A 21,731-nucleotide genomic window follows, 5' to 3' on the forward strand; every position below is an offset into this window, starting at 1 on the left:
CATGGTGAATGCGTGCTCCTGACAGATGTCGCGCAGGCCTCCGCCGACGTCGCAGCCTCGTCGTCGCGGTTGGCCAAACGCGCACGCATCAGTGCGCTGCTCAGCGGCGCCGAAGACTCCGACACAGTGGCCGTGGTGGTGTCGTGGCTGTCCGGTGAGCTGACCCAGCGCCAGATCGGGGTCGGATGGGCTTCGCTGCGCGCCCTACCCGGACCCGCCGCGGCGCCGGCGCTCACGGTCGCCGGGGTGGAGGCGACCTTCACAGAGATCGGGGCGACGGCGGGCAAGGGGTCGCAGGCGCGTCGCGCGGAACTGCTGAACGGATTGTTCGTCGCGGCCACCGACGTCGAGCAGGCCTTTCTGCGCCGGCTGCTCGGCGGGGAACTGCGCCAGGGCGCGCTGATCGGGGTGATGGCGGACGCGGTCGCCGCCGCCTCGGGGGTACCGGCTACGGCCGTGCGGCGGGCCGCGATGCTCAGCGGCGATCTGCCGTCGGTGGCGGCTGCGGCGCTCTCGGATGGTCAGGCGGCGCTCGAGCAGTTCACGCTGCGGGTCGGCACCCCGGTGGGCCCGATGCTGGCGCAGACCGCGACCGACGTGGCGGACGCGCTCTCGCGCCTCGGCGGCACCGCGGTCTTCGAGGCCAAGCTCGACGGCGCCCGCGTGCAGATCCACCGGAACGGCGATGAGGTGTCGGTCTACACCCGCAGCCTCGACGACGTGACATCGCGGCTGCCCGAGGTGGTCGACGCGGTGCTGGCGCTGCCGGTGACCGACCTCATCGCCGACGCGGAGGCCATCGCTCTCAAACCCGACGGGCGCCCGCACCGGTTCCAGGTCACCGCCTCGCGGTTCGGCCGACGAGGCAGCTCGGGGCCACACGAACAACAACTGTCGGTGTTCTACTTCGATCTGCTGCGCGCCGACGGAACCGATCTGCTGGACCGTCCGGCACACGAGCGCATCGCGGTCATGGATGCCCTCGTGCCGCCCGAACAGCGGGTCGATCGGCTGGTCACCTCCGATCCCGACGAGGCACGACGCTTCCTGGACACCACGCTGGCGGCTGGTCACGAGGGCGTGATGGCGAAGTCCGTCGAGGCCGCTTACGAAGCCGGACGCCGCGGTGCCGGCTGGATGAAGATCAAACCGGTGCACACCCTCGATCTGGTGGTGCTGGCGGTCGAATGGGGGTCCGGCCGGCGCACCGGCAAGCTGTCGAACATCCACCTCGGTGCCCGCGACGAGACGACGGGCGAGCTGAAGATGCTGGGCAAGACCTTCAAGGGGATGACAGACGAGATGCTGGCCTGGCAGACCCAGCGCTTCCTCGAGCTGGCCGACGGAGCGACCGACGGCTATGTGGTCAAGCTGCGGCCGGAGCAAGTCGTCGAAATCGCCTTCGACGGCATCCAGACCTCCACCCGCTATCCGGCGGGGATGGCCCTGCGGTTCGCGCGGGTCCTGCGCTACCGCGACGACAAGACGGCCGACGACGCCGACACCGTCGCCACCGTGCGGGCGTTCCACGAACGCGCCGGCTGACGCGGTCGACGAGAGTTAAACCGGGGTTCGGCCGCGAGCCGGGATCGTCCGGTGCGACGATCGAGACGTCCAGCATTGCGCCGCGCCGACGAGGGAGGGATTGGCAGGCTTATGGCCACACCGACCGCCGCACCATGGGACCGCATCGAAGAATCCGACGGGGACATCACCTACGTCCGGACCGACAGGGACCTGCCCCCGGTCGCGATCATCGATCGCTCACCGATCACCACCAAGCACAAGATCATCTTCGCGGTGGTGGCAGTGCTCGGTGCGCTGGCGTGGGCGATGATCGCCTTCTTCCGCGGCGAAACGGTGAACGCGGTCTGGTTCGTCATCGCGGCGGTCTGCACCTACGTCATCGGCTACCGGTTCTATGCGCGCCTGATCGAGATGAAGTTGGTGCGCCCACGCGACGAGATCGCCGCGCCTGCTGAGGTTTTCGAAAACGGCACCGACTACCTGCCCACCGACCGGCGGGTGCTCTACGGCCATCACTTCGCCGCTATCGCGGGGGCCGGTCCGCTCGTCGGGCCCGTACTGGCCACGCAGATGGGTTATCTGCCCGGCGCGATCTGGATCATCATCGGCGCCGTCGTCGCCGGCTGCGTGCAGGACTACCTGGTGCTCTCGATCTCGGTGCGCCGCCGCGGCCGGTCCCTGGGCCAGATGGCCCGCGGCGAACTCGGCGTGGTCGGCGGCATCGCCGCGATCGTGGGCGTGCTGGTGATCATGGTGATCCTGCTGGCCGTGCTGGCACTCGTGGTGGTGGGCGCGTTGGCCGAGAGCCCATGGGGCGTGTTCTCGATCGCCATGACGATCCCGATCGCGATATTCATGGGTCTGTATCTGCGCTTCCTGCGCCCCGGCCGGGTCTCGGAGGTGTCGCTGATCGGCGTGGCGCTGCTGCTGTTGGCTGTCGTGTCGGGCGGCTGGGTGGCCGAAACGTCTTGGGGCGTCGAGTGGTTCACGCTCTCGAAGGTGGCCCTGTCGTGGTGCATCATCATCTACGGGTTGGCCGCGTCGGTTCTGCCGGTGTGGCTGCTGCTCGCCCCTCGCGACTACCTGTCGACGTTCATGAAGGTCGGCACCATCGCTCTGCTGGCCGTCGGCATCCTGCTCGCCCGGCCGGTGATGGAGGCCCCGGCGATCTCGTCGTTCGCCGCCAGCGGCTCGGGCCCGGTGTTCGCCGGCTCGCTGTTCCCGTTCCTGTTCATCACGATCGCCTGCGGCGCACTGTCGGGTTTCCATTCGCTGATCTCCTCGGGTACCACGCCCAAGCTGTTGGAGAAGGAAAGCCAGATGCGGCTGATCGGCTACGGCGGCATGCTGACCGAGTCGTTCGTCGCGATCATGGCGCTGATCACCGCCGCGATCCTCAACCAGCACCTGTACTTCGCGATGAACGCCCCGTCGGCGTCGACGGGCACCACCGCCCAGAGCGCCGCCGACTACGTCAACGGGCTCGGCCTCTCGGGCGCCCCGATCAGCGCCCAAGAGATCTCCGATGCGGCCCGAAGCGTCGGCGAGGAGACGATCGTCTCCCGCACCGGCGGCGCACCGACGCTGGCGTTCGGCATGTCCGAGGTGCTGCACCAGGTGTTCGGCGGAGCGGGGCTCAAAGCGTTCTGGTACCACTTCGCGATCATGTTCGAGGCCCTGTTCATCCTCACCACCGTCGACGCCGGTACCCGCGTGGCGCGCTTCATGCTCTCCGACGGACTGGGCAATCTCGGTGGGCCGCTGAAGAAGTTCCGCAACCCGAGTTGGCGGGTCGGCGCCTGGCTGTGCAGCGTGATCGTCGTCGCCGCCTGGGGCAGCATCCTGCTGATGGGCGTCACCGATCCCCTCGGTGGCATCAACACGCTGTTCCCACTGTTCGGCATCGCCAACCAGCTACTGGCCGCGATCGCGCTGACGGTCGTGACCGTGGTCGTCATCAAGCGCGGGTTGCTGAATTGGGCCTGGATCCCCGGCATTCCGCTGCTGTGGGACCTCACCGTCACCATGACGGCGTCCTGGCAGAAGATCTTCTCCGGCGATCCGAAGGTGGGCTACTGGACCCAGCACTTCTCCTATCGCAACGCCAAAGAGGCCGGCGAGACGTCGTTCGGTGCCGCCAAGAACGCCGACCAGTTGGACGCCGTCATCCGCAACACCTTCATCCAGGGCACGCTGTCGATCATCTTCGCCGCCCTGGTGATCATCGTGTTCGTCGCCGGTGCCATCGTCGCGCTGCGCGCGATCCGCGGACACGGTACGCCGCTGACCGAGGACGAGCCGGTACCGTCGCGGATGTTCGCGCCCTCGGGCATGTTCCCCACCGCCGCCGAGAAGGAGGTGCAGAAGCAATGGGACGCCTTACCGAAGGAACACGCCGGGCACTCCACCAGATCAGCTGGTACTGGCAGTCATTGATGGGTGACAACCACTACCAGCGCTATGTGGAGCACCGTGCCCGGCAGCACGCCGGCGAAGCGGTGATGTCGGAACGCGAGTACTGGCGGCACCGGCACGCCGCGGCCGACGCCAACCCCGGCGCGCGCTGCTGCTGAACCGTCAGGACTCCGCGGCGCGATAGGCCGCGACGATCGGCGCCAATTCATCGGGTGTCGCGCCGTGCATGATCACCGCGTCGGCACCGTGGTCGAACTCTGCCCGCACCCGGGCCGCACACCGCGGCGCCGAACCCGTCGCCGCCGCCTCGAGCCATTCGTCGGGAATGAGCGTGGCGATGTGCTCGATCTGCCCCGCGGTTGCTTTGTGGTCGATGCCGCCGGCCATCGACTGCACCACGGCATCATCCCGAAAGCGTTGCAGCACGGCGGGATCCCATCCGTTGGTGCGGACCAGCAGATCGCCGTAGCCCTGGAGGTAGGTGGCCAGCCGTGCCACCGTCTTCTTCAGGCGCAGCTCCTCGGGGAGATGGTCGCCGACGGTGGCCAGACACGACCAGACCCGCACCGTGTCGGGGTCCCGCCCGGCCTGCTCGGCAGCGCTCTTGACGGTCCGGACCGCTCGCTGCAGTGTCTCCGGGGCGAAGTAGGTGTGCAGGATGACGTCGTCGAACTGGCGGCCGCCCAATGCCAGCGTCTGCGGGCCGAACGCGACGATCGCCAGCCGGATGTTCTCGTCGAAGTCACCGTCGAGGTAGAGCACCGGGTACTGACCGATGGGCCCGTCGTGCCCGACGATGGCCCCGCCGCGCCACAGCGTGCGCATCACCTGCGCGAAATCCTCCATCTGGGCCGTGGTCACCGCCGGTACCCCGAAACCCTGGTAGATGGCGGCGATTCCGCGGCCGATGCCGAGGGTGAACCTGCCTCCCGAGAGTCGGTGCATCGTCGTCGCCCACGAACCGGTGATCAACGGATGGCGGGTGTTGTGGTTGGTCGCCGCCGTCGCGATCTGCATGCGCTCGGTCACGGCCAGCGCCGCGCCGGTCAACGACGCGGCCTCCTTGACGTTCCACCGCTCGGAGATGAACGCGGTGCCGAACCCGAGCGCCTCCCCCTGCCGGGCTTCGTCGAGCAGGCCGGCCGGGCCATCGCCGCCGGCACCGGCCAACAGGTAGTAGCCCAGCTCGTCGAGCACCCGCTCACTCATGGCAAGACCATACAACTTTCCAACATGTGTTCACTCAGTCGACAGCGCCGTCTAGAGTCCACACCATGTCAGAGCCGACGCACTTCACCGTCCCCGGCGCCATCGACGCGATCGCCGCGGCGATCGGCGACCGCGAGTTCATCGTGGCCGGCGATCGGCGGTTCACCTACGCGCAGATCGTCGAACGATCGAATCGACTGGCGCGTTACCTCCACGATCAGGGCCTGGGGTGCCACACCGAGAGATCAGCGCTGCCCGGCCACGACGTAGGTCAGGATCTGCTCGGCATCTACGCACACAACGGGGCTGAATACGTCGAGGGCATGCTGGGCGCCTGGCGCGCCCGGGTCGCGCCGTTCAACGTCAACTACCGCTACGTCAAAAGTGAGCTGCAGTACCTGCTGGCCGACGCGGGCGCCACGGCGATGCTCTATCACGCCGCATTCGCGCCGCGCCTGGCCGAGGTTCTGCCCGACCTGCCGTCGGTGCGGGTGCTGATCCAGATCGCCGATGACTCCGGTCACGAATTGCTGCCCGGCGCTGTGGATTACGAGTCGATCGTGGCCGACGGGCCGGCCGGCCCACCGCCCGTCGAACCCTCCCCCGACGACCTCTACGTGCTCTACACCGGCGGCACCACCGGAATGCCCAAAGGTGTGCTGTGGCGATCGCACGACATCTTCATGGCGTCGTTCGGCGGGCGCAGCCTGTACACCGGCGAGTCCGCCACCAGCTACGCCGATCTGGCCTCGCGATGCGCCGAGTCGCCCGGGACGAAGCTGCTGGTGCTGCCACCACTGATGCACGGTGCCGCCCAATGGGCCGTCATGACGTCGCTGACCATGGGACAGACCGTGGTGTTCTCGTCGGTCACCGATCACCTCGACGTCGACGACGTGGTGCGCACGATCGAGCGGGAACAGGTGCTGACCGTGACCGTGGTCGGTGACGCGATGGCACGTCCGCTGGCCGACGCCTTCGAGCGCACCGACGCAGATCTCTCCTCGTTGGCCGTGGTGGCCAGCGGTGGCGCCCGGCTGACGCCGACCGCCAAGCAGCGACTGATCGACACCAAGCCGAACCTGATGGTGGTCGACAGCGTGGGCTCGTCGGAGACCGGAGCGCAGATGACCCACATGTCGGCACCAGGTGCGGTGTCGACGGGCACCTTCACGGCCGGCCCCGACACGTACGTCGTCGCAGAGGATCTCGGCACGATCCTGCAGCCGGGCCACGACGGCATCGGGTGGCTCGCGCAGCGCGGTTACGTCCCCCTCGGCTACAAGGGCGACGCGGCGAAGACGGCAGCCACCTTCCCGGTGATCGATGGCGTCCGCTACTCCGTTCCGGGTGACCGTGCCCGTCACCTCGCCGACGGCGTGATCGAGCTGCTGGGCCGGGATTCGGTGACCATCAACTCCGGCGGGGAGAAGATCTTCGCCGAGGAGGTGGAGACCGCCGTCGCGTCGCATCCCGCCGTCGCCGACGTCGTGGTCGCGAGCAGACCCAGTGACCGGTGGGGGCAGGAAGTGGTCGCCGTCGTCGCGCTCGCCGACGGTGTCGAGGCCACTGCGCAGGAGCTGATCGACCATGCGAGCACCGTGCTCGCCCGCTACAAGCTGCCCAAGGCCGTGGTGTTCCGGCCGGTCATCGAGCGCAGCCCGGCCGGCAAGGCCGACTACCGCTGGGCCCGCGAGCAGGCCACCGCCGAAAGCTGAACTGACGCAACGGTTCCCACACAAAGCAGCGGTGCGCCGCCTGAAGTCAGGCGACGCACCGCTGTTGTGACGAGATCAGGCGACCTGGCAGGCCGACGCGTCGAGCACGCACAGATCCTGGTTGGCGCCGAGCAGGCCGCCGGACTGCGCACCCGCGAAGCTCAACAGGTTGTTCTGCGCGCTGTCCTTGCCGTAGGGCGTGTAGAAGTCGTAGTCCGCTAACCCCTTCGACGCGTTGTAGATGTTGGGCAGCGGGATCGTCCCGAACAAGGTGCGCAGCTCGTAGCGCGTCTTGTCGCCGTTCGGATCCGGCATCGAGTAATAGCCCTCGCCGAACGGGGAGTTGCCCATGTACTTCATGTTGAAGATCGAGCCGATCGGCGGGACCTCGCCCTTCCCGGTGCCGACCCCGTTGAGAGAGTCGTTGACGTCGGTGACCAGGATCGCCTTCGAGTAGCCGCGGGAGATGTCCCACTGCGTACTCACGTCGGCATCCACGCTGCCGATCTTGACGCCCTTGGAGTCGTAGACGTCGAACTGCTGGTAGCCCTGCACGATGACCTCGCGCGGCGGCAGGCCGTTGACTCCGGTGTAGGTGATGTCCGACGTCGGCTTGAAGGTGTAGTCACCGACGGTGTACGAGTCGCGGCTGGGCTCCTCGGAAGCGTTGAAGCTCAACGGCAGCTCGTCGACGACCTGGCCCTTGCGGGTCTGCGAGATCAGCAGCGTCTTGGTGATGTCCTTGCCCGGCTGCGGCTTGGAGTAGTACAGCGCGTAGGAGAACTCGTCCTTCCAGTAGATGATGTTGTACACCGATCCGACCGGCGGGATGTCGCCAGCGTTGACGCCGGAAGCCCCGTCGGTGGAGGTGACGATGATCGCCTCACTGGTGGTGCCCCAGAAGTCCGACGTCACGGTGACCACGCCATCGAACGTGCCCACCATCTCGTCGGTGCCCTCCTTGAAGACACCGAACTTCTGCGTGCCCTGGATCGCGTTGAACAGCGGTTCGTATCCGACGAACCCGGTGTAGTTCAACGTGTCGTTTGTGACGGGCTTGATGTAGTACCCGTCCTGGGTGTGGATCGGCCGGTTGATGCCCTCGTAGTCGGTGAGGAAATCGGCTGCGCTGTAGTTGATCCGGAACGGATCGGCGTTCATCGGCAGGGTTCCGAAGCGGGTGATGTACTTGTAGGTCACCACGTCCTTGCCCTCTTGGGCGAGCGCCGAGTACTGCGTGCCGCCGCGGCCGTTGGTGACGACGGCGAAGATCGAGCCGACCGGCGGGATGTCACCCTTCTTGACGCCGACCACGGCGCCGTCTGCCTTGTCGGTGACGTCGAGGACGACGATCTGCAGCGACCGGTTGCCCGCACCGAGGTCGTTGTTGATGGCGACCAGGCCGTGAATGGTCCCGACCGTGTTTCCGTCAGCGTCCACGAGGTCGAAGTCCTGCTTGCCCTGCAGGACGCCCGGGAACGCCGGCACCATCGTGTACTTGCCGTAGAACGACGTGATCGTGGGCTCCCCCACCGGGACGACCTTGAGGCCGTTCCACACCATCGTCGGATCGTTCTGCTGCGCCTGGGAGTCGAGTTCGCGGCGCGACACCGCAGCGGCCAACCAGGCGAACGGCGAATTGGCGTTGGGCGCGGCGGGCGCATTGCCGGTGAACGCGTCGAGGAACTTCTTGAAGAGTGTCACGAGCGGGCCCTGCGAGACCGTCGTTGTCGACGCCTCTTCGGTGTCCGTCGCAACAGCGTTCGATGCGACCGTGGCAGTCTTGGCCGTCGAGACGTTGATCAGCGTCTTTGGGGTCGTCGCCGCCTCGGGGGCGTCCACGGTGATGGCCGACAGCAGACCCTTCAGACCCTTGGTTTCCTTGGTGGTCTTCGTGGGCGCGACGTCGTCGGGCGCAGTGACCGTGGGGCTCTCGGTGTCGTCACCGGCCGACGCACCGGCATCGGCCGGCTTCCAGGACCAACGCTTCTTGGGCGGCGTCTTGACGGAGTCGTCCTCACCGGGGGCCTCGGCTGCGTCGTCCGAGGGCACCGTCGGGGTGTCGGACGAGTCGGTCTCGGTGCCGGGCTTGGGCTTCGGTCCCTTGAACAGATCGGCCCAGACGTTCTTGCGGTCCTTCTTGCCGAGTCCCTTGCCGGCGTCGCTGTCGTCGGTGTCCTTGGTGTCCTTGGTGTCCTTGGACTCCTTGGACGTCTCCTTGGTGGTGTCCTTGCTCGTCTCGCTACCGGCGGCCCCGCCGCCCGCCGTCGCGCCGGACGTGTCGGAGGCGGATCCGCCCGATGTCGATCCCGTGGAATCCGCGTACGCGACCCCCTGGCCACCCGCGACAACCGCAGCACCAACACCAAGGGCGACCGCCAGGCCCCCGATTCGACCGACGTAACAACCAGCGTTCATTACTCTCCCCAGGGACTACCAGCGACTTGTGACCGAAACTATACAATCGCGGACCGCTTCCACAGCCCGTTTCCAGCGTTAGCCAGAAAACTTTCTCTATTTTGCTGGACGACGGGTGACCGCCGCCTGATCCTGCGCCGCTCAGCCGACCTTACGAGGCAGGTCGAAGGTGTCGTACACGAAGGACAGGTCGTTCTGGATGCGCTCGGCACTCAGCCCGAACCGGTCCGGTGCATGCTGATGCTTGCTCTTGTACGAGCGTTGCTTCTCCGCCTGCGCGCGCACCTCGGCCAGGAACGACGCCGTGGGTTCGATCTCGGCGAACTCACAGATGCGCTCGATCGTCGGCTCCAGGTTCTGGATCAGATCGGGATAGCGCACCACACAGAGATTCTTCTCCGGGATCTGGCCGGAGGTGTAGGCGTCGTGGAAGACCTTCAGCATTGCGCACGACGCCTGGTAGAGGTTCTCCACCCAGCGCTGCTGATCCTCGGCCGACGTGCGGTTGAACGCGTCGTAGCCGTTTTCCAGCACGCTCGCGATGAGCGACATTCCGGAGGGGATGACCTCGACCGGGTCGCGCACGATGTAGACGAGCTTGGCGTCCGGATACCGCTCGAGCACCTCGTCGAGACGGAACGTCAGCATGCTCGTCTTGGCGAGGATGCGACGATCCTTCTTGTAGTAGAGGTTTCTTCGCCAGAGCTCCTCGTAGTAACGGAAGAACCGCTCCCGTTCCTGAGGGGTCGCGCCGTCGATCCCGAAGCTGCGCCGGGACAGATCACTGCCCCAGGTGTCCTGCCAGGCCAGGAAATAGGCCCAGGCGAACGGGCCGTCGAGAGTGTGGAAGAACCATGCCGGATCGTCGGTCTCGATGCCGCGGAGGCTGGTGTCGTGCACATCTGACGGGTGATACCGCGCCGGCGAGAGCCGGTCCAGCTTGGGCACGATCCGACCCAGCAGCTTGCGCGCGGTGATCGCGGGAAACAGCATCTCCCACAGCTCGAACGCCGACAGCCCACCGTTGCTCAGCAGGAAGCGGTGCAGAAAGGTGGTGCCGCTACGCGGATTGCCGATGATGAAGATCGGCCGATCGAGCGGCTCGTCTTTGTAGCGGGGGAACACCAGGCGGTCCAAGCCCATGGTGGCCGCCGAGATCCCGCCTCGTACCTGGAGGATGAAAAAGGTCCCGAGTGGCCGCAGCCACAACCCGAACGTCTTGTTGATGACTCGGTAGACGCGCAGGTACCGGTCCATCAGCCCTCCCACACGGCCGCAGCACCCACAATGGTGAATCCTGCTGCGGCACTTGCCATCACGATCTTGTCGCCCGGCTCGACGGTGCCGTGCTCGAGGCGGTACTCCAGAGCGAGGGCCCACGCTGTGCTCGCGGTGTTGCCGAACAGCGAATGAGTGTGCACACAGGCCTGCGGCCGCGCGCCGAGCTCGGTGAACACACGCTCGAGCACCGCCTCGCTCGGCTGATGCAACGCGTAGTGGTCGATCTCCTCCGAGGACCAGCCGAGCTCACCGAGCATCTCGCGAATCGCGGGCGGCACGTGGACCGACAAGGCGAAGAGTTCCTTCGACTTCGAGGTGAAGTGGCCGTCGATCGGGGTCTTGCACAAGTCGTAGTGCTCACACAGGGTCTTGTGGAAGATGCCTTCCAGCCGTGCACTTCCGCCAGGCAGCGGTTCCCGTGACACCACCAGTGCGGCAGCGGCATTGCCGAGCGTCAACCCGGCTGCGAACACTGCGACGTCCTGCAACGACCCCATGTCGTAAGCGATGCGATCACGAGTCAGCTCACCCGCGCAGACGAGCGCCGTGTTCATCTCCGGGTGCAATGCGAAATATCCGGCGACGGTGTGCATCGCTTCGATCAGACCGGCACATGCGCAGGTGACGTCGACGGCGTGCAGAGGACGGGCACCGAGCAGCCCCGCGACTTCGGCGGCCGTCGCGGGCTCGAAGTTGCCGCGCGCGATGCCTCCGTACACCACGAGATCGAGATCGGTGGCCGAGACGCCGGTGCGTTCCAGACATGCCTGGGCGGCCTGTGTTGCAAACTCCGCCGGCATCAGGGTGGTGCTCTGATCCAGGTAGCGCGTCTTGGTGTTGCAGCGGTCGAAGACGTAACGAATGGTTTGCTCGACTCCGATCCACTCCTCCGCGGGACCTGAGAATTCCTTGCGAACAAGGGCAAGGACCTCGTCGTTGTCCATGGCCGTGTCCGGCAGCACAGTGGCAGGCCGCGAGAAGTAAAGAGTTGGAAGCGTCATGAGCCGATCTCCCTGTTCAGTGGTGGCGCGATCGTAGCGTGAGCAGGTCTTAACCTATGAGCCCTGGGGCGGCTCCGCAATTGCAGCACACGAAACATAGCGCCTCGCTACTGCGCTTTGGAAGCTACCCCGCCTGTCGACACCTGTCTGGGTATTGGGCAAGTCTGTGAATTTGGCACGACCTTCTACCAGGCCGCTCATAGCTCGTCCCCCGACGCGGCCCTAGATATTGACAGTCTCGTAAGATTTCTTTCTGCGCGGAGGTTAGCTGATGATCTGCTGTGGGCGGGGCGAATTGTCATCTGAGTTTTCCTGCCCATCATCTCCCCAACATCGGCCAGCAACATTGATGAGCGGTGTATCGATACCCTGATCCCTGTGCGCTGGATCGTCGACGGCATGAACGTGATCGGCGCTCGGCCGGACGGCTGGTGGCGCGACCGGCACGCAGCGATGGTGACACTGGTGCACGCACTCGAGACCTGGGCGAGCGCCGAGGGTGTCGACGTGACCGTGGTGTTCGAGCAGCCCCCGTGTCCGCCGATCGAGTCGACGGTGGTGACGGTCGCGCATGCGCCTGCTGCCGCACCCAACTCCGCCGACGACGAGATCGTCGCCGTGATCCGAGCCGATGAGCATCCCGACGACCTCGTCGTCGTCACCTCCGATCGGGCCTTGATCGAGCGCGCCCGCGCCGCCGGGGCCACCGTGGTGTCCCCCGGACGGCTGCGTGCGCAGCTGGACGTCCGGTGATCGGCGCGTCAGCCGAGCACGCCGCGGCGGGTCAGGTGCTCGATCAGGGGTGACGCCCCGGCGGTGAGGTGCTCGGCCATCGCGGCGCGGGCCTGCGCCTGATCGTGGGCGGCCAGCGCCGCCAGCACCCGCCGGTGGTGCTGGTTCGAGTTCTCCGGCCACCCCTCGACCGCGGGAAACACGGCCTCGGGTGCATACCGGGTGATCTGCGACATCAGCTGCGCCAATTTCGGAGAGTCCGCGGCGACGTTGATCGCCCGGTGGAAGTCGTGATTCAGCCGGACCGCGCGCTGGCCGTCGCCCGCGGCATACGCAGCCTCCAGATCGGCCTGCACCGCAGCCAGGTCGGCGAGCGCGGCATCGGTGATCACGGCGGCCGCGCGGGCCGCCAACTCCCCGCCGATGAAAGCCTGCACCTCGGCGACATCGGTGATGTCGCGGCCGGTGACCGGCCGGATGACGAAACCGCGACGCGGCTGCTGGTCGAGCAGACCTTCGGCCTTCAGCTCGAACAGCGCCTCACGCACCGGGGTCACGCTGATGCCGAGTTCGGCGGCCAGTTGATCGAGACGGACGTAGCTTCCCGCGGCGTACGTCCCGTCGAAGATCCTGCGTCGCACCACCGCCGCCACGTCGTCGGCGAGTTGCGGCCTACTCGCGAAATCGGGTGCGCTCACCATCACACCCGATAGTCCGCGAGCAGCCGCTTGCTGATGATGTTCTTCTGGATCTCGCTGGTGCCCTCGCCGATCAGCAGGAACGGCGCATCGCGCATCAGCCGTTCGATCTCGTACTCGGTCGAATACCCGTAGCCGCCGTGGATCCGGAAGCTCTGCTGGGTGACCTCGGCGCACATCTCGCTGGTGAAGTACTTCGCCATGCCGGCCGCGACATCGTTGCGGTCACCGGAATCCTTGAGGCGCGCCGCGTTGACCATCATCAGATGGGCCGCCTCGACCTTGGTGGCCATCTCGGCCAGCGCGAAGGCAATGGCCTGGTGCTCGGCGATCGGCTTTCCGAACGTGCTGCGCTGCTGCGCGTAACGCACCGCGAGCTCGAACGCGCGGATGCCGACGCCGCAGGCCCGGGCGGAGACGTTGACTCGGCCGATCTCGACGCCGTCCATCATCTGGAAGAACCCCTGACCGGGTGCCTCACCGAGGATGTCGGTCGCCTGGGCGCGATAGCCGTCGAAGATCAGTTCGGTGGTGTCGATGCCCTTGTAGCCGAGCTTGTCGAGCTTGCCGGGAATGGTGAGGCCCGGCACGACTTCGCCGAACCCCGCGGGCTTCTCGATCAAGAAGGCGGTCAGGTTGCGGTGCGGGCGCTCCGCCCCCTCGTCCGTGCGCACCAGCACTGCGACCAGCGTCGAGCTGCCTCCGTTGGTCAGCCACATCTTCTGGCCGTCGATCGTGTAGGTGCCGTCGCCGTTGTCGACAGCCCTGGTCCGGATTGCCGCCACATCGGAACCCAGTTCGGGCTCCGACATCGAGAACGCACCGCGGGTGTCACCGGTGGCCATGCGCGGCAGCAGGTTCCGTTTCTGCGACTCGGTGCCGTGCTGGCGGATCATGTAGGCGACGATGAAGTGGGTGTTGATCACCCCGGATACGCTCATCCAGCCCCGAGCCAGCTCTTCGACGCACAGCGCGTAGGTCAGCAGTGACTCGCCGAGGCCGCCGTACTCCTCGGGGATCATCAACCCGAACAGCCCCATGTCCCGCATGCCGTCGACGATGGCCTGTGGATAGGTGTCGGAATGCTCGAGTTCCTGGGCTGCCGGGATCACCTCTTTGTCCACGAATCTCCGCACCGTGGCGACGATCTCGGTCTGGAACTCGGTGAGCCCCAGGGTCTGCGCCAGTCTGGTCATCGCGTTGCCCTTTCGAAGACGGCCGCCAGCCCTTGCCCACCGCCGATGCACATGGTGACCAGCCCGTACCGGCCGCCGCGCCGCATCAGCTCGCGAGCCAGCGTCGCCAGCATGCGACCCCCGGTGGCCCCGACCGGGTGCCCGAGGGAGATACCCGATCCGTGGACATTGGTGCGATCGAAATCGTCTGCCGTGAAACCCCATTCGCGTGTGCATGCCAGCGCCTGCGCGGCGAATGCCTCGTTCAGTTCGATGAGGTCGATGTCTGCCAGTGTCAGGCCAGCCTTGGCGAGCGCGATACCGGTCGCCGGCACGGGGCCGATACCCATCACCTCCGGGCCGACACCTGCGACCGCCCACGACACCAACGTGACCAGCGGGGTGAGGCCGAGTTCGTCGGCTCTTTCCGCGGTGGTGACCAGACACATCGAGGCCGCGTCGTTCTGTCCGCTCGAGTTGCCCGCTGTCACAGTCGCTTCCGGATCGGAGGCAGCCAGGATCGGCCGGAGCGTCGCCAGTTTTTCCAGCGACGTGTCGGCCCGCGGGTGCTCGTCTGTGTCGATGACGTCCTCGCCGCTCCTGGTGTGAACGGTCACCGGAATGATCGTCTCGGCGAGCAGACCGTCCTTCTGGGCCGCGACGGCGCGCTGGTGTGAGCGCACAGCAAGCTGATCCTGCTCGTGGCGCCCGATTCCGTACTGGCGCCGAAGATTCTCGGCGGTCTCGAGCATCCCGCCGGGCACGGGATGATGCTTGCCGCCCGCTGTCGTCCTGCCCCGCGCGAGCGCGTCGTGCACCGTGACACCGCTTCGAGCACCGCCCCAGCGCATGTCCGTGGAGTGGAACACCGCATTGCTCATCGACTCGGCGCCGCCCGCGACGACGACGTCGTTGTCACCGGCCGCGACTTGGAGGCAGGCCTGGATCACTGCCTGCAGGCCGGACCCGCACCGCCGGTCGACCTGCATACCGGGCACGGTCACCGGTAGGCCGGCGTCGAGGGCGATGACGCGACCGATGGCGGGCGCCTCCATGGACGGGTAGCAGTGCCCCACGATGACGTCCTCGACCGTCTCTGGGCGGATGCCGGTGCGGGTGAGCAGGCCCTGCAGTGCCGCGACCCCGAGGTCGACGGCTGTCAGCGACGCGAACATGCCGCCGTAACGCCCGATCGGCGTCCGGACCGGTTCGCAGATGACGGCCGCACGGGTCACAGGTGCCGCCCGCCGGTGACCTCGAGGACCGTCCCGGTCATGTACGAGGACAGGTCGCTGGCGAGGAACAGCGCAACGCCTGCGACCTCGTCCGGCTCGCCGGCGCGGCCCATCGGCACCTCGGCCACTTTCGAATCCCAGATGTGTTGCGGCATGGCCTCTGTCATCGCCGACCGGATCAGACCGGGTTGGATGGCGTTCACCCGCACGCCGAGGTACGCGAGTTCTTTGGACGCAGCCTTCGTCATCCCGACGATGCCGGCCTTGGCGGCCGAGTAGTTGGTCTGCCCGATCATGCCGACCTTGCCGGAGATCGACGACATGTTCACGATCGCCCCGCGCTTGTTCTCGCGCATCACCGCCGAGGCAGCCCGCAGACCGTTCCACGTGCCTTTCAGGTGTACCGCGATGACCTGGTCGAACTGCTCCTCGGTCATCTTGCGCATCGTGGCGTCACGGGTGATGCCCGCGTTGTTGACCATCACGTCCAGACCACCGAACTGCTCGACGGCTGCCGCCACCAGAGCCTCGACCTGCTCCGCGCTGGTCACGTCGCAGCGCACGGCCCGCGCCACGTCGGCGCCGCCGAGCGCGTCGGCCGTCGACTGCGTGGCCTCGAGATTGACGTCCCCGAGCACCACCCGGGCTCCCTCGTCGACGAACCGTTGAGCGATGGCCAGACCCAGCCCCTGCGCCCCGCCCGTGACCACAGCGATCCGTCCGGTCAGTAATCCCATGCCTCATCCTCACGTCGTCGGTTCGGGCCGATATCATATTTCATATACGATATCGGCTACACAAAACCCTGAGGAGAGCGATGAGCAGCGCCGAGGTGAGTGACGAGGACTTCCGCGAGATCCTCGCGCAGGCCCGCCACTTCGTCAGGACCGTCGTCGTGCCCCGAGAGCAGGACATCCTGACCGACGATCGGGTCCCGGACGACCTGCGCGAGCAGGTGAAGAAGATGGGCCTGTTCGGATACGCGATCCCCCAGGACTGGGGCGGCCTCGGCCTGAACCTGGCACAAGACGTCGAACTGGCCATGGAACTCGGATACACGTCGCTGGCCGTCCGGTCCATGTTCGGAACCAACAACGGCATCGCGGGACAGGTACTCGTCGGCTACGGCACCGACGAGCAGAAGTCCACCTGGTTGGCGCCCATTGCCTCCGGCGACGTCGTCGCGTCGTTCGCGTTGACCGAACCAGGCGCCGGTTCCAACCCGGCGGGCTTGCGCACCAAGGCAACTCGCGACGGCGACGGATGGATCATCAACGGAGCCAAGCAATACATCACGAATGCGCCGACCGCGGATCTGTTCATCACCTTCGCGCGCACCCGCCCTGCCGACGCACAGGGCGCCGGCATAGCAGTGTTCCTGGTGCCCGCCGACAGCTCGGGGGTCACAGTCGGGGCGAAGGACAAGAAGATGGGTCAGGAGGGTGCCTGGACCGCCGACGTGACCTTCACCGACGTGCGGGTCGGCGACAGTGCGCTCGTCGGGGGCAGCGAGGACATCGGGTATCGCGCGGCGCTGTCGTCCCTGGCCCGCGGCCGGGTGCACATCGCGGCACTCGCCGTCGGCACCGCCCAGCGCGCGCTCGACGAATCGGTCGCCTACGCCGCGACGGCGACACAGGGCGGCACACCGATCGGTGAATTCCAGCTCGTGCAGGCGATGCTCGCCGATCAGTACGCCGGGGTGATGGCCGGCCGGGCCATGGTGCGTGACGCCGCTCAACAGTGGCTGTCCGGAGAAGATCGCAGGCTGGCGCCGTCGGCGGTGAAGCTGTTCTGCACCGAGATGGTGGGCCGGGTCGCCGATCTCGCCGTCCAGATCCACGGCGGCGCCGGATACATGCGCGACGTGCCCGTGGAGAGGATCTACCGCGACGTGCGGTTGCTCCGGCTCTACGAAGGCACCAGCGAGATCCAGCGACTGATCATCGGCGGCGGGCTGGTCAAGGCTGCCGCCGGCCGCCGCTGATCAGCCGACGAAGCGCACGATCGACTCGGCGATCGCCGCAGGCTTCTCGGAACCCTCGATCTCCACGGTGACGGCGAGCGTGGCCTGCACCGCGTTGTCGAGCCGAGTGACCGTCGAGATCTGCGCCCGCGCCCGCAGCCGCGCACCTACGCGGACCGGCGTGATGAACCGGACTTTGTTGTAGCCGTAGTTGATCGCCATCGCCACGTTGTCGACGGTGTAGAGGCGGTGCGTGAAGTAAGGCAGCAGCGACAGGGTGAGCAGCCCGTGCGCGATCGTCCCGCCGAAGGGACCACCGGCCGCCCGCTCGGGATCGACGTGGATCCACTGGTGGTCGTCGGTGGCATCGGCGAACAGATTCACACGGTCCTGAGTGATCTCCAGCCACTCCGTGGGTCCCAGCTGCGACCCCTCCGCTGCGACGAACTCGCCGAGATCCTTGAACTTCTTCACTGCGTCTCCTTCGACCCATAGCCGCCGATTCCAGCCTCACGGTGCCATCACAGTGTCACACCCGAGGTCACACCCGAGGTCACACCTGACGCCATACCCAACGCCCCACCAACGCAATAGCCAAGGCCACAGTCGACACCGAACCGGACGCCTATGAGGCCGGCCCTGACTGGTGCCCGGAATAGTGTCACGATGTGCCGACAATGGGCGCGGCGACACCGAATGAAATCGGCATTCCACCATTTCGCTATCCGGATTGTTGTTGTGAAATCCATGAATACCCGCTGTACGCTAACTGGATTTCTGTCGCACATGTCAATAAAATTGCGGGGACTAATGCCTGTTGCCCCAATTTACGGATTTGGCAAACGCCCCTCGGGACCCAAATCCTTGCCATCACGGCTCGCCGCGACATCCCCGTCAGCATTGTCCGGACCCAGACGCAGGTTTTGCGCAACGCTTGGGCTGTGGACCTGCGCACGATGGCGACCCGCGTTGCCGCGCTAGGCGGCGGGCCTGGGAAACAGGCTCGTTACTGGACGGTAACCGCGCTGACGGCGGCGTCAGCGCGAAGTTCCCCGCCCCCGTTCTGCCCCCGGCCCGGCAAAAAGAGCAAAGGAGATGCACGCGGAGACCGAAGTCCGTTGCGATCGGAACAAGTCGCCGGGATTGTTCGCCGTGGCAACATGACGAACGCCTGACCTGCAGCGATTCCGGTCAGAGCAATTGCCAACAACCGACTTGGCGCGATCGTTACCCAATCGTGACCTTTCCGCGAATGGGATTACACGGGTGAGTTCTTCCGGCTAGCTGGAATTTCGCTGTGCATGCGCGAGATACTCGACATTGAACGTGTTTTTTCGCGTTCTGCGCGGTACCCGCCCCCACCATTGCGCCGCCCGACGAATGGATCGAAATGACCCGACCGGACTTTGCCTTTGCTGATGTCGATGGCGACCGACTGGATGCCAGTCCGCGCTATTGGGACCCCGCCACGGAGTGCACCGTGGTCTATGCACGGCCTTCGACGGAACCCGAGTTGTGGTCTGACTTCATCGCGGGAGCAGCGCACAGCTATCAACAACACGGCATCGGTGCCGCCATCGACACGGACGCCCTACACCGTGGGGACGACACCGCCCTATTCGCCGCATGCGTCAATCAGCAGGGTCGAGTTGTCGGTGGACTGCGCGCAAAGGGACCCTATGGGGCGATAGCCGAATGCCATGCGATCGAGGAATGGGACGGGCAGGACGGGGAGGATCTGGTGCGGAAAATGGTTGCTGATCGTCTACCCTTCGGCGTGGCCGAAATGAAGACCGCGTGGGTCGCCGACGACCCCGAGTTGAGCCGCCGACTGACCACGGCCATCGCCCGCACTCCTCTGCACGCGATGGATCTGCTGGGCATCCAGTTCGTCGTCGCGACGGCCGCGTCCTACGTACTCAAGCGGTGGCTGACGTCGGGCGGCGTGCTGGCCGCCAAGATCCCGCCGACTCCCTACCCCGACATTCGCTACCAGACCAGGATCGCCTGGTGGGACCGCCTCACTTTCGCCAATCATGCTCAGCCGCGGCAGCTCTCGGCGTATCTGGCCGACAAGCGCGCCATGACTCCGCGGCCCGACTTCGCCGGAGACGCCGTGCTCGCCGCGGCGCCGCGACTGCTGGGATGAGCCACCCCGCCGGTCCGGTCCACTGTGCATCGGTGCTCGATCCGAACGTGCCCGCGGACGCTGAGCGGTGGTCAGCTCTGCGTGACGATCCGCGCGTCGAGGTGGTCGACACGATCGCTGCGCAGCGGGCGGAGCTGGCTGCGGTGCGCCCGCCCGTCCCGGCCGATGTCACCGACGAGCCGGACCGGTGGGTGTACTACCCCTGGCGTCGCGTACTGGCACGTGTCCTCGGCCCTCGGGGCTACCGCCGGCTGCGACTGGATCGCAACCGCAACCTGCTCTCCGCCGATGAGTTGGAGACGCTGGGCCGGCTCCGAGTCGGCGTGGTGGGGCTCAGTGTCGGACATGCGATCGCACACACCCTGGCCACTCAGGGACTCTGCGGTGAGCTGCGACTCGCCGACTTCGATGCCATCGACGTGTCGAACCTGAACCGGGTCCCCGCCACCCTTCTCGACGTGGGCGTGAACAAAGCGGTGGTGTGTGCGCGGCGCCTCGCCGAACTCGACCCCTACCTGCGCGTGCTCGTGACGCAGGACGGCCTGACACCCGACACCGTCGACGGATTCCTCGACGGCCTCGATGTCCTCGTCGAAGAGTGCGATTCCTTGGACGCCAAAGTGCTCGTCCGCGCTGCGGCACGGGCGCGCGGCATCCCGGTCCTGATGGCGACCAGCAGCGGCGGTCTGCTGGATGTCGAACGTTTCGACACCGACCGCGACCGACCGCTGCTGCACGGTCTGCTCGGCGACCTCGCGGAGATGGACGCCGACGCACTGGCCGGCCTGAGCGCCAAGGAGAAGGTCCCGCGGGTTCTGCGGATCATCGATGCCTCCGGTCTGCCCGCGCGGATGGCGGCCTCCCTGCTCGAGGTCGGCACGACGCTGACGACGTGGCCGCAGCTGGCCTCCGAGGTGGCCGTCGGCGCCGCATCGGTGGCCGAGGCGGTCCGCCGGATCGGGTTGGGCGAACCGCTGGCCTCCGGCCGCGTCAAGGTCGACGTGCCCGCACTCCTCGACCAGGTTCGTGAACCGGGCCGCGGCGGCGCCGCCGGGTCGGACGAGCGAGCGTACGGCCAGGCGCCGGCCGTGCCGGCGGGTGAGGTCATCGACGTGGTCGCCGCGGCAGCACAGCGGGCACCCTCGGGCGGCAACACCCAGCCGTGGATCGTCGAGAAGCCGGGTGCACCGTCACAGCAACGCCTCGACATTCATCTCGACCCCGACCTCACCTCGGCCATGGACGTCGGGTTCCGCGGCAGCGCGGTGGCCGTGGGCGCGGCCACCTTCAACGCGCGGGTGGCCGCCGCAGCACGGGGAGTCGGCGCGCGCGTCGACTTCCGACTCGGCGACGAACGGTTCCCGCTGAGCGCGGCGGTCACGCTGGACGACTCCGAACCCGACCTCGCGCTGGCCGAGCTCTATCCGGCGATGATGCGGCGCGAGACGAACCGTCGTCACGGCGAGCGGATCGAGCTGGGCGACGACGTCGTCGCCGAGCTGAACGCGGCGGCAGATCGAGAGGGCGCGCGGTTGTGTCTGCTGACCGACCCACCCGACCTGGATCGGGCCGCCGCGATCCTGGCCACGGCCGATCGAATCCGCTACCTGACTCCGCACCTGCATGCGCAGATGATCGACGAGCTGCGATGGCCCGGCGATCCGTCGCCGGACACCGGGATCGAGGTACGCAGCCTCGAACTCGATGACGCCGATGTGGTCCTGCTCGACATCCTGCGCCGCGGTGACGTGATGACGCATCTGGCGACGTGGGACGCCGGCACCGTGCTGGGCGATGACAGCCGCACGAAGATCTCCGCGGCCGCCGGTGTGGCGATCGTCACCGTCGCCGGGGGCGCGCTCACCGATTACGCCCGTGCCGGTGCGGCGGTGGAGTCCGTGTGGATATGCGCCCAGCAGCATGGATTGGCGGTACAGCCGGTGTCCCCGGCATTCCTGTACGCGGTCGACGACGCCGACTTCGCCGCGCTCTCGCCGCGCTTCGCCAAAGCGTTGGCTGACCTGCAATACACTTTCCGGACGTTGGTATCCGCGAATCCCGCTGAGTCACTGGCGTTGGTGCTGAGATTGTCCCGGGCGCCGAGACCGTCGGTCGTCAGCCGGCGTCGCGGCCGGGAAGACAACTCGTCACCGAACTGACGCGGATACGGAGAGGGTCGCTTGCCCGAGAGCCTGGACCTGGTGGTG

The 21,731-nt window shown here is 66.8% G+C and carries 17 protein-coding genes; 8 read left to right on the forward strand and 9 right to left on the reverse strand.

All coding sequences use genetic code 11. The features are described 5' to 3' along the window. The first annotated feature begins 12 nt into the window (after positions 1 to 12). The 3 genes from DMB80_RS04200 (at position 13) to DMB80_RS04210 (ending at position 4,100) form a co-directional block, all read left to right on the forward strand. A complete protein-coding gene (locus DMB80_RS04200) occupies positions 13 to 1,545 on the forward strand; it encodes an ATP-dependent DNA ligase (protein ID WP_111508672.1) in 1,533 nt (510 codons plus the stop codon). Between the two features lie 111 nt (positions 1,546 to 1,656). Next, on the forward strand, positions 1,657 to 3,963 hold the full coding sequence (locus DMB80_RS04205) for a carbon starvation CstA family protein (protein ID WP_111508673.1): 2,307 nt from the start codon (positions 1,657 to 1,659) through the stop codon (positions 3,961 to 3,963). Beyond that, a complete protein-coding gene (locus DMB80_RS04210; protein ID WP_111508674.1) occupies positions 3,897 to 4,100 on the forward strand; it encodes a YbdD/YjiX family protein in 204 nt (67 codons plus the stop codon). The genes DMB80_RS04205 and DMB80_RS04210 overlap by 67 nt, the downstream gene beginning before the upstream one ends. 4 nt (positions 4,101 to 4,104) lie before the next feature. Here the strand turns inward: DMB80_RS04210 and DMB80_RS04215 are convergent, their stop codons facing one another. Then, entirely contained in the window at positions 4,105 to 5,151 is a 1,047-nt protein-coding gene (locus DMB80_RS04215; protein ID WP_111508675.1) for a TIGR03857 family LLM class F420-dependent oxidoreductase, read from the reverse strand. A gap of 65 nt (positions 5,152 to 5,216) precedes the next feature. On the opposite strand from DMB80_RS04215, the gene DMB80_RS04220 reads away from it, so the two are divergent. Then, positions 5,217 to 6,869, forward strand: coding sequence for an acyl-CoA synthetase (locus DMB80_RS04220; RefSeq protein ID WP_111508676.1), 1,653 nt, complete (start codon positions 5,217 to 5,219; stop codon positions 6,867 to 6,869). A 75-nt stretch (positions 6,870 to 6,944) separates the two neighbouring features. Here DMB80_RS04220 and DMB80_RS04225 read toward each other — a convergent pair whose 3' ends face one another. The 3 genes from DMB80_RS04225 to DMB80_RS04235 form a co-directional block, all read right to left on the reverse strand. After that, on the reverse strand, positions 6,945 to 9,287 hold the full coding sequence (locus tag DMB80_RS04225) for a hypothetical protein (RefSeq protein WP_111508677.1): 2,343 nt from the start codon (positions 9,285 to 9,287) through the stop codon (positions 6,945 to 6,947). A gap of 141 nt (positions 9,288 to 9,428) precedes the next feature. Next, on the reverse strand, positions 9,429 to 10,544 hold the full coding sequence (locus DMB80_RS04230; RefSeq protein WP_111508678.1) for a sulfotransferase family protein: 1,116 nt from the start codon (positions 10,542 to 10,544) through the stop codon (positions 9,429 to 9,431). Continuing rightward, positions 10,544 to 11,569, reverse strand: coding sequence for a 3-oxoacyl-ACP synthase III family protein (locus DMB80_RS04235; RefSeq protein ID WP_083614691.1), 1,026 nt, complete (start codon positions 11,567 to 11,569; stop codon positions 10,544 to 10,546). The genes DMB80_RS04230 and DMB80_RS04235 overlap by 1 nt, the downstream gene beginning before the upstream one ends. A gap of 378 nt (positions 11,570 to 11,947) precedes the next feature. Here DMB80_RS04235 and DMB80_RS04240 point away from each other — a divergent pair, with 378 nt between their 5' ends. Next, positions 11,948 to 12,322 carry an NYN domain-containing protein gene (locus tag DMB80_RS04240; protein WP_111508679.1) on the forward strand — a complete coding sequence of 125 codons (375 nt, stop codon included), beginning with the start codon at positions 11,948 to 11,950 and terminating at the stop codon, positions 12,320 to 12,322. An 8-nt stretch (positions 12,323 to 12,330) separates the two neighbouring features. On the opposite strand, the gene DMB80_RS04245 is transcribed toward DMB80_RS04240, so the two are convergent. The 4 genes from DMB80_RS04245 to fabG are packed head-to-tail and all read right to left on the reverse strand — an operon-like array spanning position 12,331 to position 16,146. Continuing rightward, entirely contained in the window at positions 12,331 to 12,999 is a 669-nt protein-coding gene (locus tag DMB80_RS04245) for a GntR family transcriptional regulator (RefSeq protein WP_111508680.1), read from the reverse strand. A gap of 2 nt (positions 13,000 to 13,001) precedes the next feature. Then, positions 13,002 to 14,195 carry an acyl-CoA dehydrogenase family protein gene (locus DMB80_RS04250; RefSeq protein WP_111508681.1) on the reverse strand — a complete coding sequence of 398 codons (1,194 nt, stop codon included), beginning with the start codon at positions 14,193 to 14,195 and terminating at the stop codon, positions 13,002 to 13,004. Then, positions 14,192 to 15,409, reverse strand: coding sequence for an acetyl-CoA C-acetyltransferase (locus tag DMB80_RS04255; protein WP_111508682.1), 1,218 nt, complete (start codon positions 15,407 to 15,409; stop codon positions 14,192 to 14,194). Before DMB80_RS04255 ends, DMB80_RS04250 begins: the two co-directional genes overlap by 4 nt. Next, a complete protein-coding gene (fabG, locus tag DMB80_RS04260) occupies positions 15,406 to 16,146 on the reverse strand; it encodes a 3-oxoacyl-ACP reductase FabG (protein ID WP_111508683.1) in 741 nt (246 codons plus the stop codon). The genes DMB80_RS04255 and fabG overlap by 4 nt, the downstream gene beginning before the upstream one ends. Before the next feature lie 80 nt (positions 16,147 to 16,226). Between fabG and DMB80_RS04265 the strand changes: the two genes are divergently transcribed. Further along, entirely contained in the window at positions 16,227 to 17,396 is a 1,170-nt protein-coding gene (locus DMB80_RS04265; RefSeq protein WP_111508684.1) for an acyl-CoA dehydrogenase family protein, read from the forward strand. On the opposite strand, the gene DMB80_RS04270 is transcribed toward DMB80_RS04265, so the two are convergent. Then, positions 17,397 to 17,849: a MaoC family dehydratase gene (locus DMB80_RS04270; protein ID WP_111508685.1), complete on the reverse strand. Its 453-nt coding sequence runs from the start codon at positions 17,847 to 17,849 to the stop codon at positions 17,397 to 17,399. Between the two features lie 916 nt (positions 17,850 to 18,765). Here DMB80_RS04270 and DMB80_RS04275 point away from each other — a divergent pair. Continuing rightward, the gene (locus tag DMB80_RS04275; protein WP_046363882.1) at positions 18,766 to 19,524 is read left to right on the forward strand and encodes a hypothetical protein; all 759 of its coding nucleotides are present in this window, start codon (positions 18,766 to 18,768) and stop codon (positions 19,522 to 19,524) included. Further along, positions 19,521 to 21,683 carry an Rv1355c family protein gene (locus DMB80_RS04280; protein WP_111508686.1) on the forward strand — a complete coding sequence of 721 codons (2,163 nt, stop codon included), beginning with the start codon at positions 19,521 to 19,523 and terminating at the stop codon, positions 21,681 to 21,683. Before DMB80_RS04275 ends, DMB80_RS04280 begins: the two co-directional genes overlap by 4 nt. Positions 21,684 to 21,731: the final 48 nt, after the last annotated feature.

This window comes from Mycobacterium kyogaense (assembly GCF_003254575.1).
GTDB classification, from domain to species: domain Bacteria; phylum Actinomycetota; class Actinomycetes; order Mycobacteriales; family Mycobacteriaceae; genus Mycobacterium; species Mycobacterium kyogaense.

Coding starts and splice junctions, on each gene's coding strand:
- DMB80_RS04205 (WP_111508673.1), top strand. CDS start 1,657: ATGGCCACACCGACCGCCGCACCATGGGACCGCATCGAAGAATCCGAC.
- DMB80_RS04210 (WP_111508674.1), top strand. CDS start 3,897: ATGGGACGCCTTACCGAAGGAACACGCCGGGCACTCCACCAGATCAGC.
- DMB80_RS04215 (WP_111508675.1), bottom strand. CDS start 5,151: ATGAGTGAGCGGGTGCTCGACGAGCTGGGCTACTACCTGTTGGCCGGT.
- DMB80_RS04220 (WP_111508676.1), top strand. CDS start 5,217: ATGTCAGAGCCGACGCACTTCACCGTCCCCGGCGCCATCGACGCGATC.
- DMB80_RS04225 (WP_111508677.1), bottom strand. CDS start 9,287: ATGAACGCTGGTTGTTACGTCGGTCGAATCGGGGGCCTGGCGGTCGCC.
- DMB80_RS04230 (WP_111508678.1), bottom strand. CDS start 10,544: ATGGACCGGTACCTGCGCGTCTACCGAGTCATCAACAAGACGTTCGGG.
- DMB80_RS04235 (WP_083614691.1), bottom strand. CDS start 11,569: ATGACGCTTCCAACTCTTTACTTCTCGCGGCCTGCCACTGTGCTGCCG.
- DMB80_RS04250 (WP_111508681.1), bottom strand. CDS start 14,195: ATGACCAGACTGGCGCAGACCCTGGGGCTCACCGAGTTCCAGACCGAG.
- fabG (WP_111508683.1), bottom strand. CDS start 16,146: ATGGGATTACTGACCGGACGGATCGCTGTGGTCACGGGCGGGGCGCAG.
- DMB80_RS04265 (WP_111508684.1), top strand. CDS start 16,227: ATGAGCAGCGCCGAGGTGAGTGACGAGGACTTCCGCGAGATCCTCGCG.
- DMB80_RS04275 (WP_046363882.1), top strand. CDS start 18,766: ATGACCCGACCGGACTTTGCCTTTGCTGATGTCGATGGCGACCGACTG.
- DMB80_RS04280 (WP_111508686.1), top strand. CDS start 19,521: ATGAGCCACCCCGCCGGTCCGGTCCACTGTGCATCGGTGCTCGATCCG.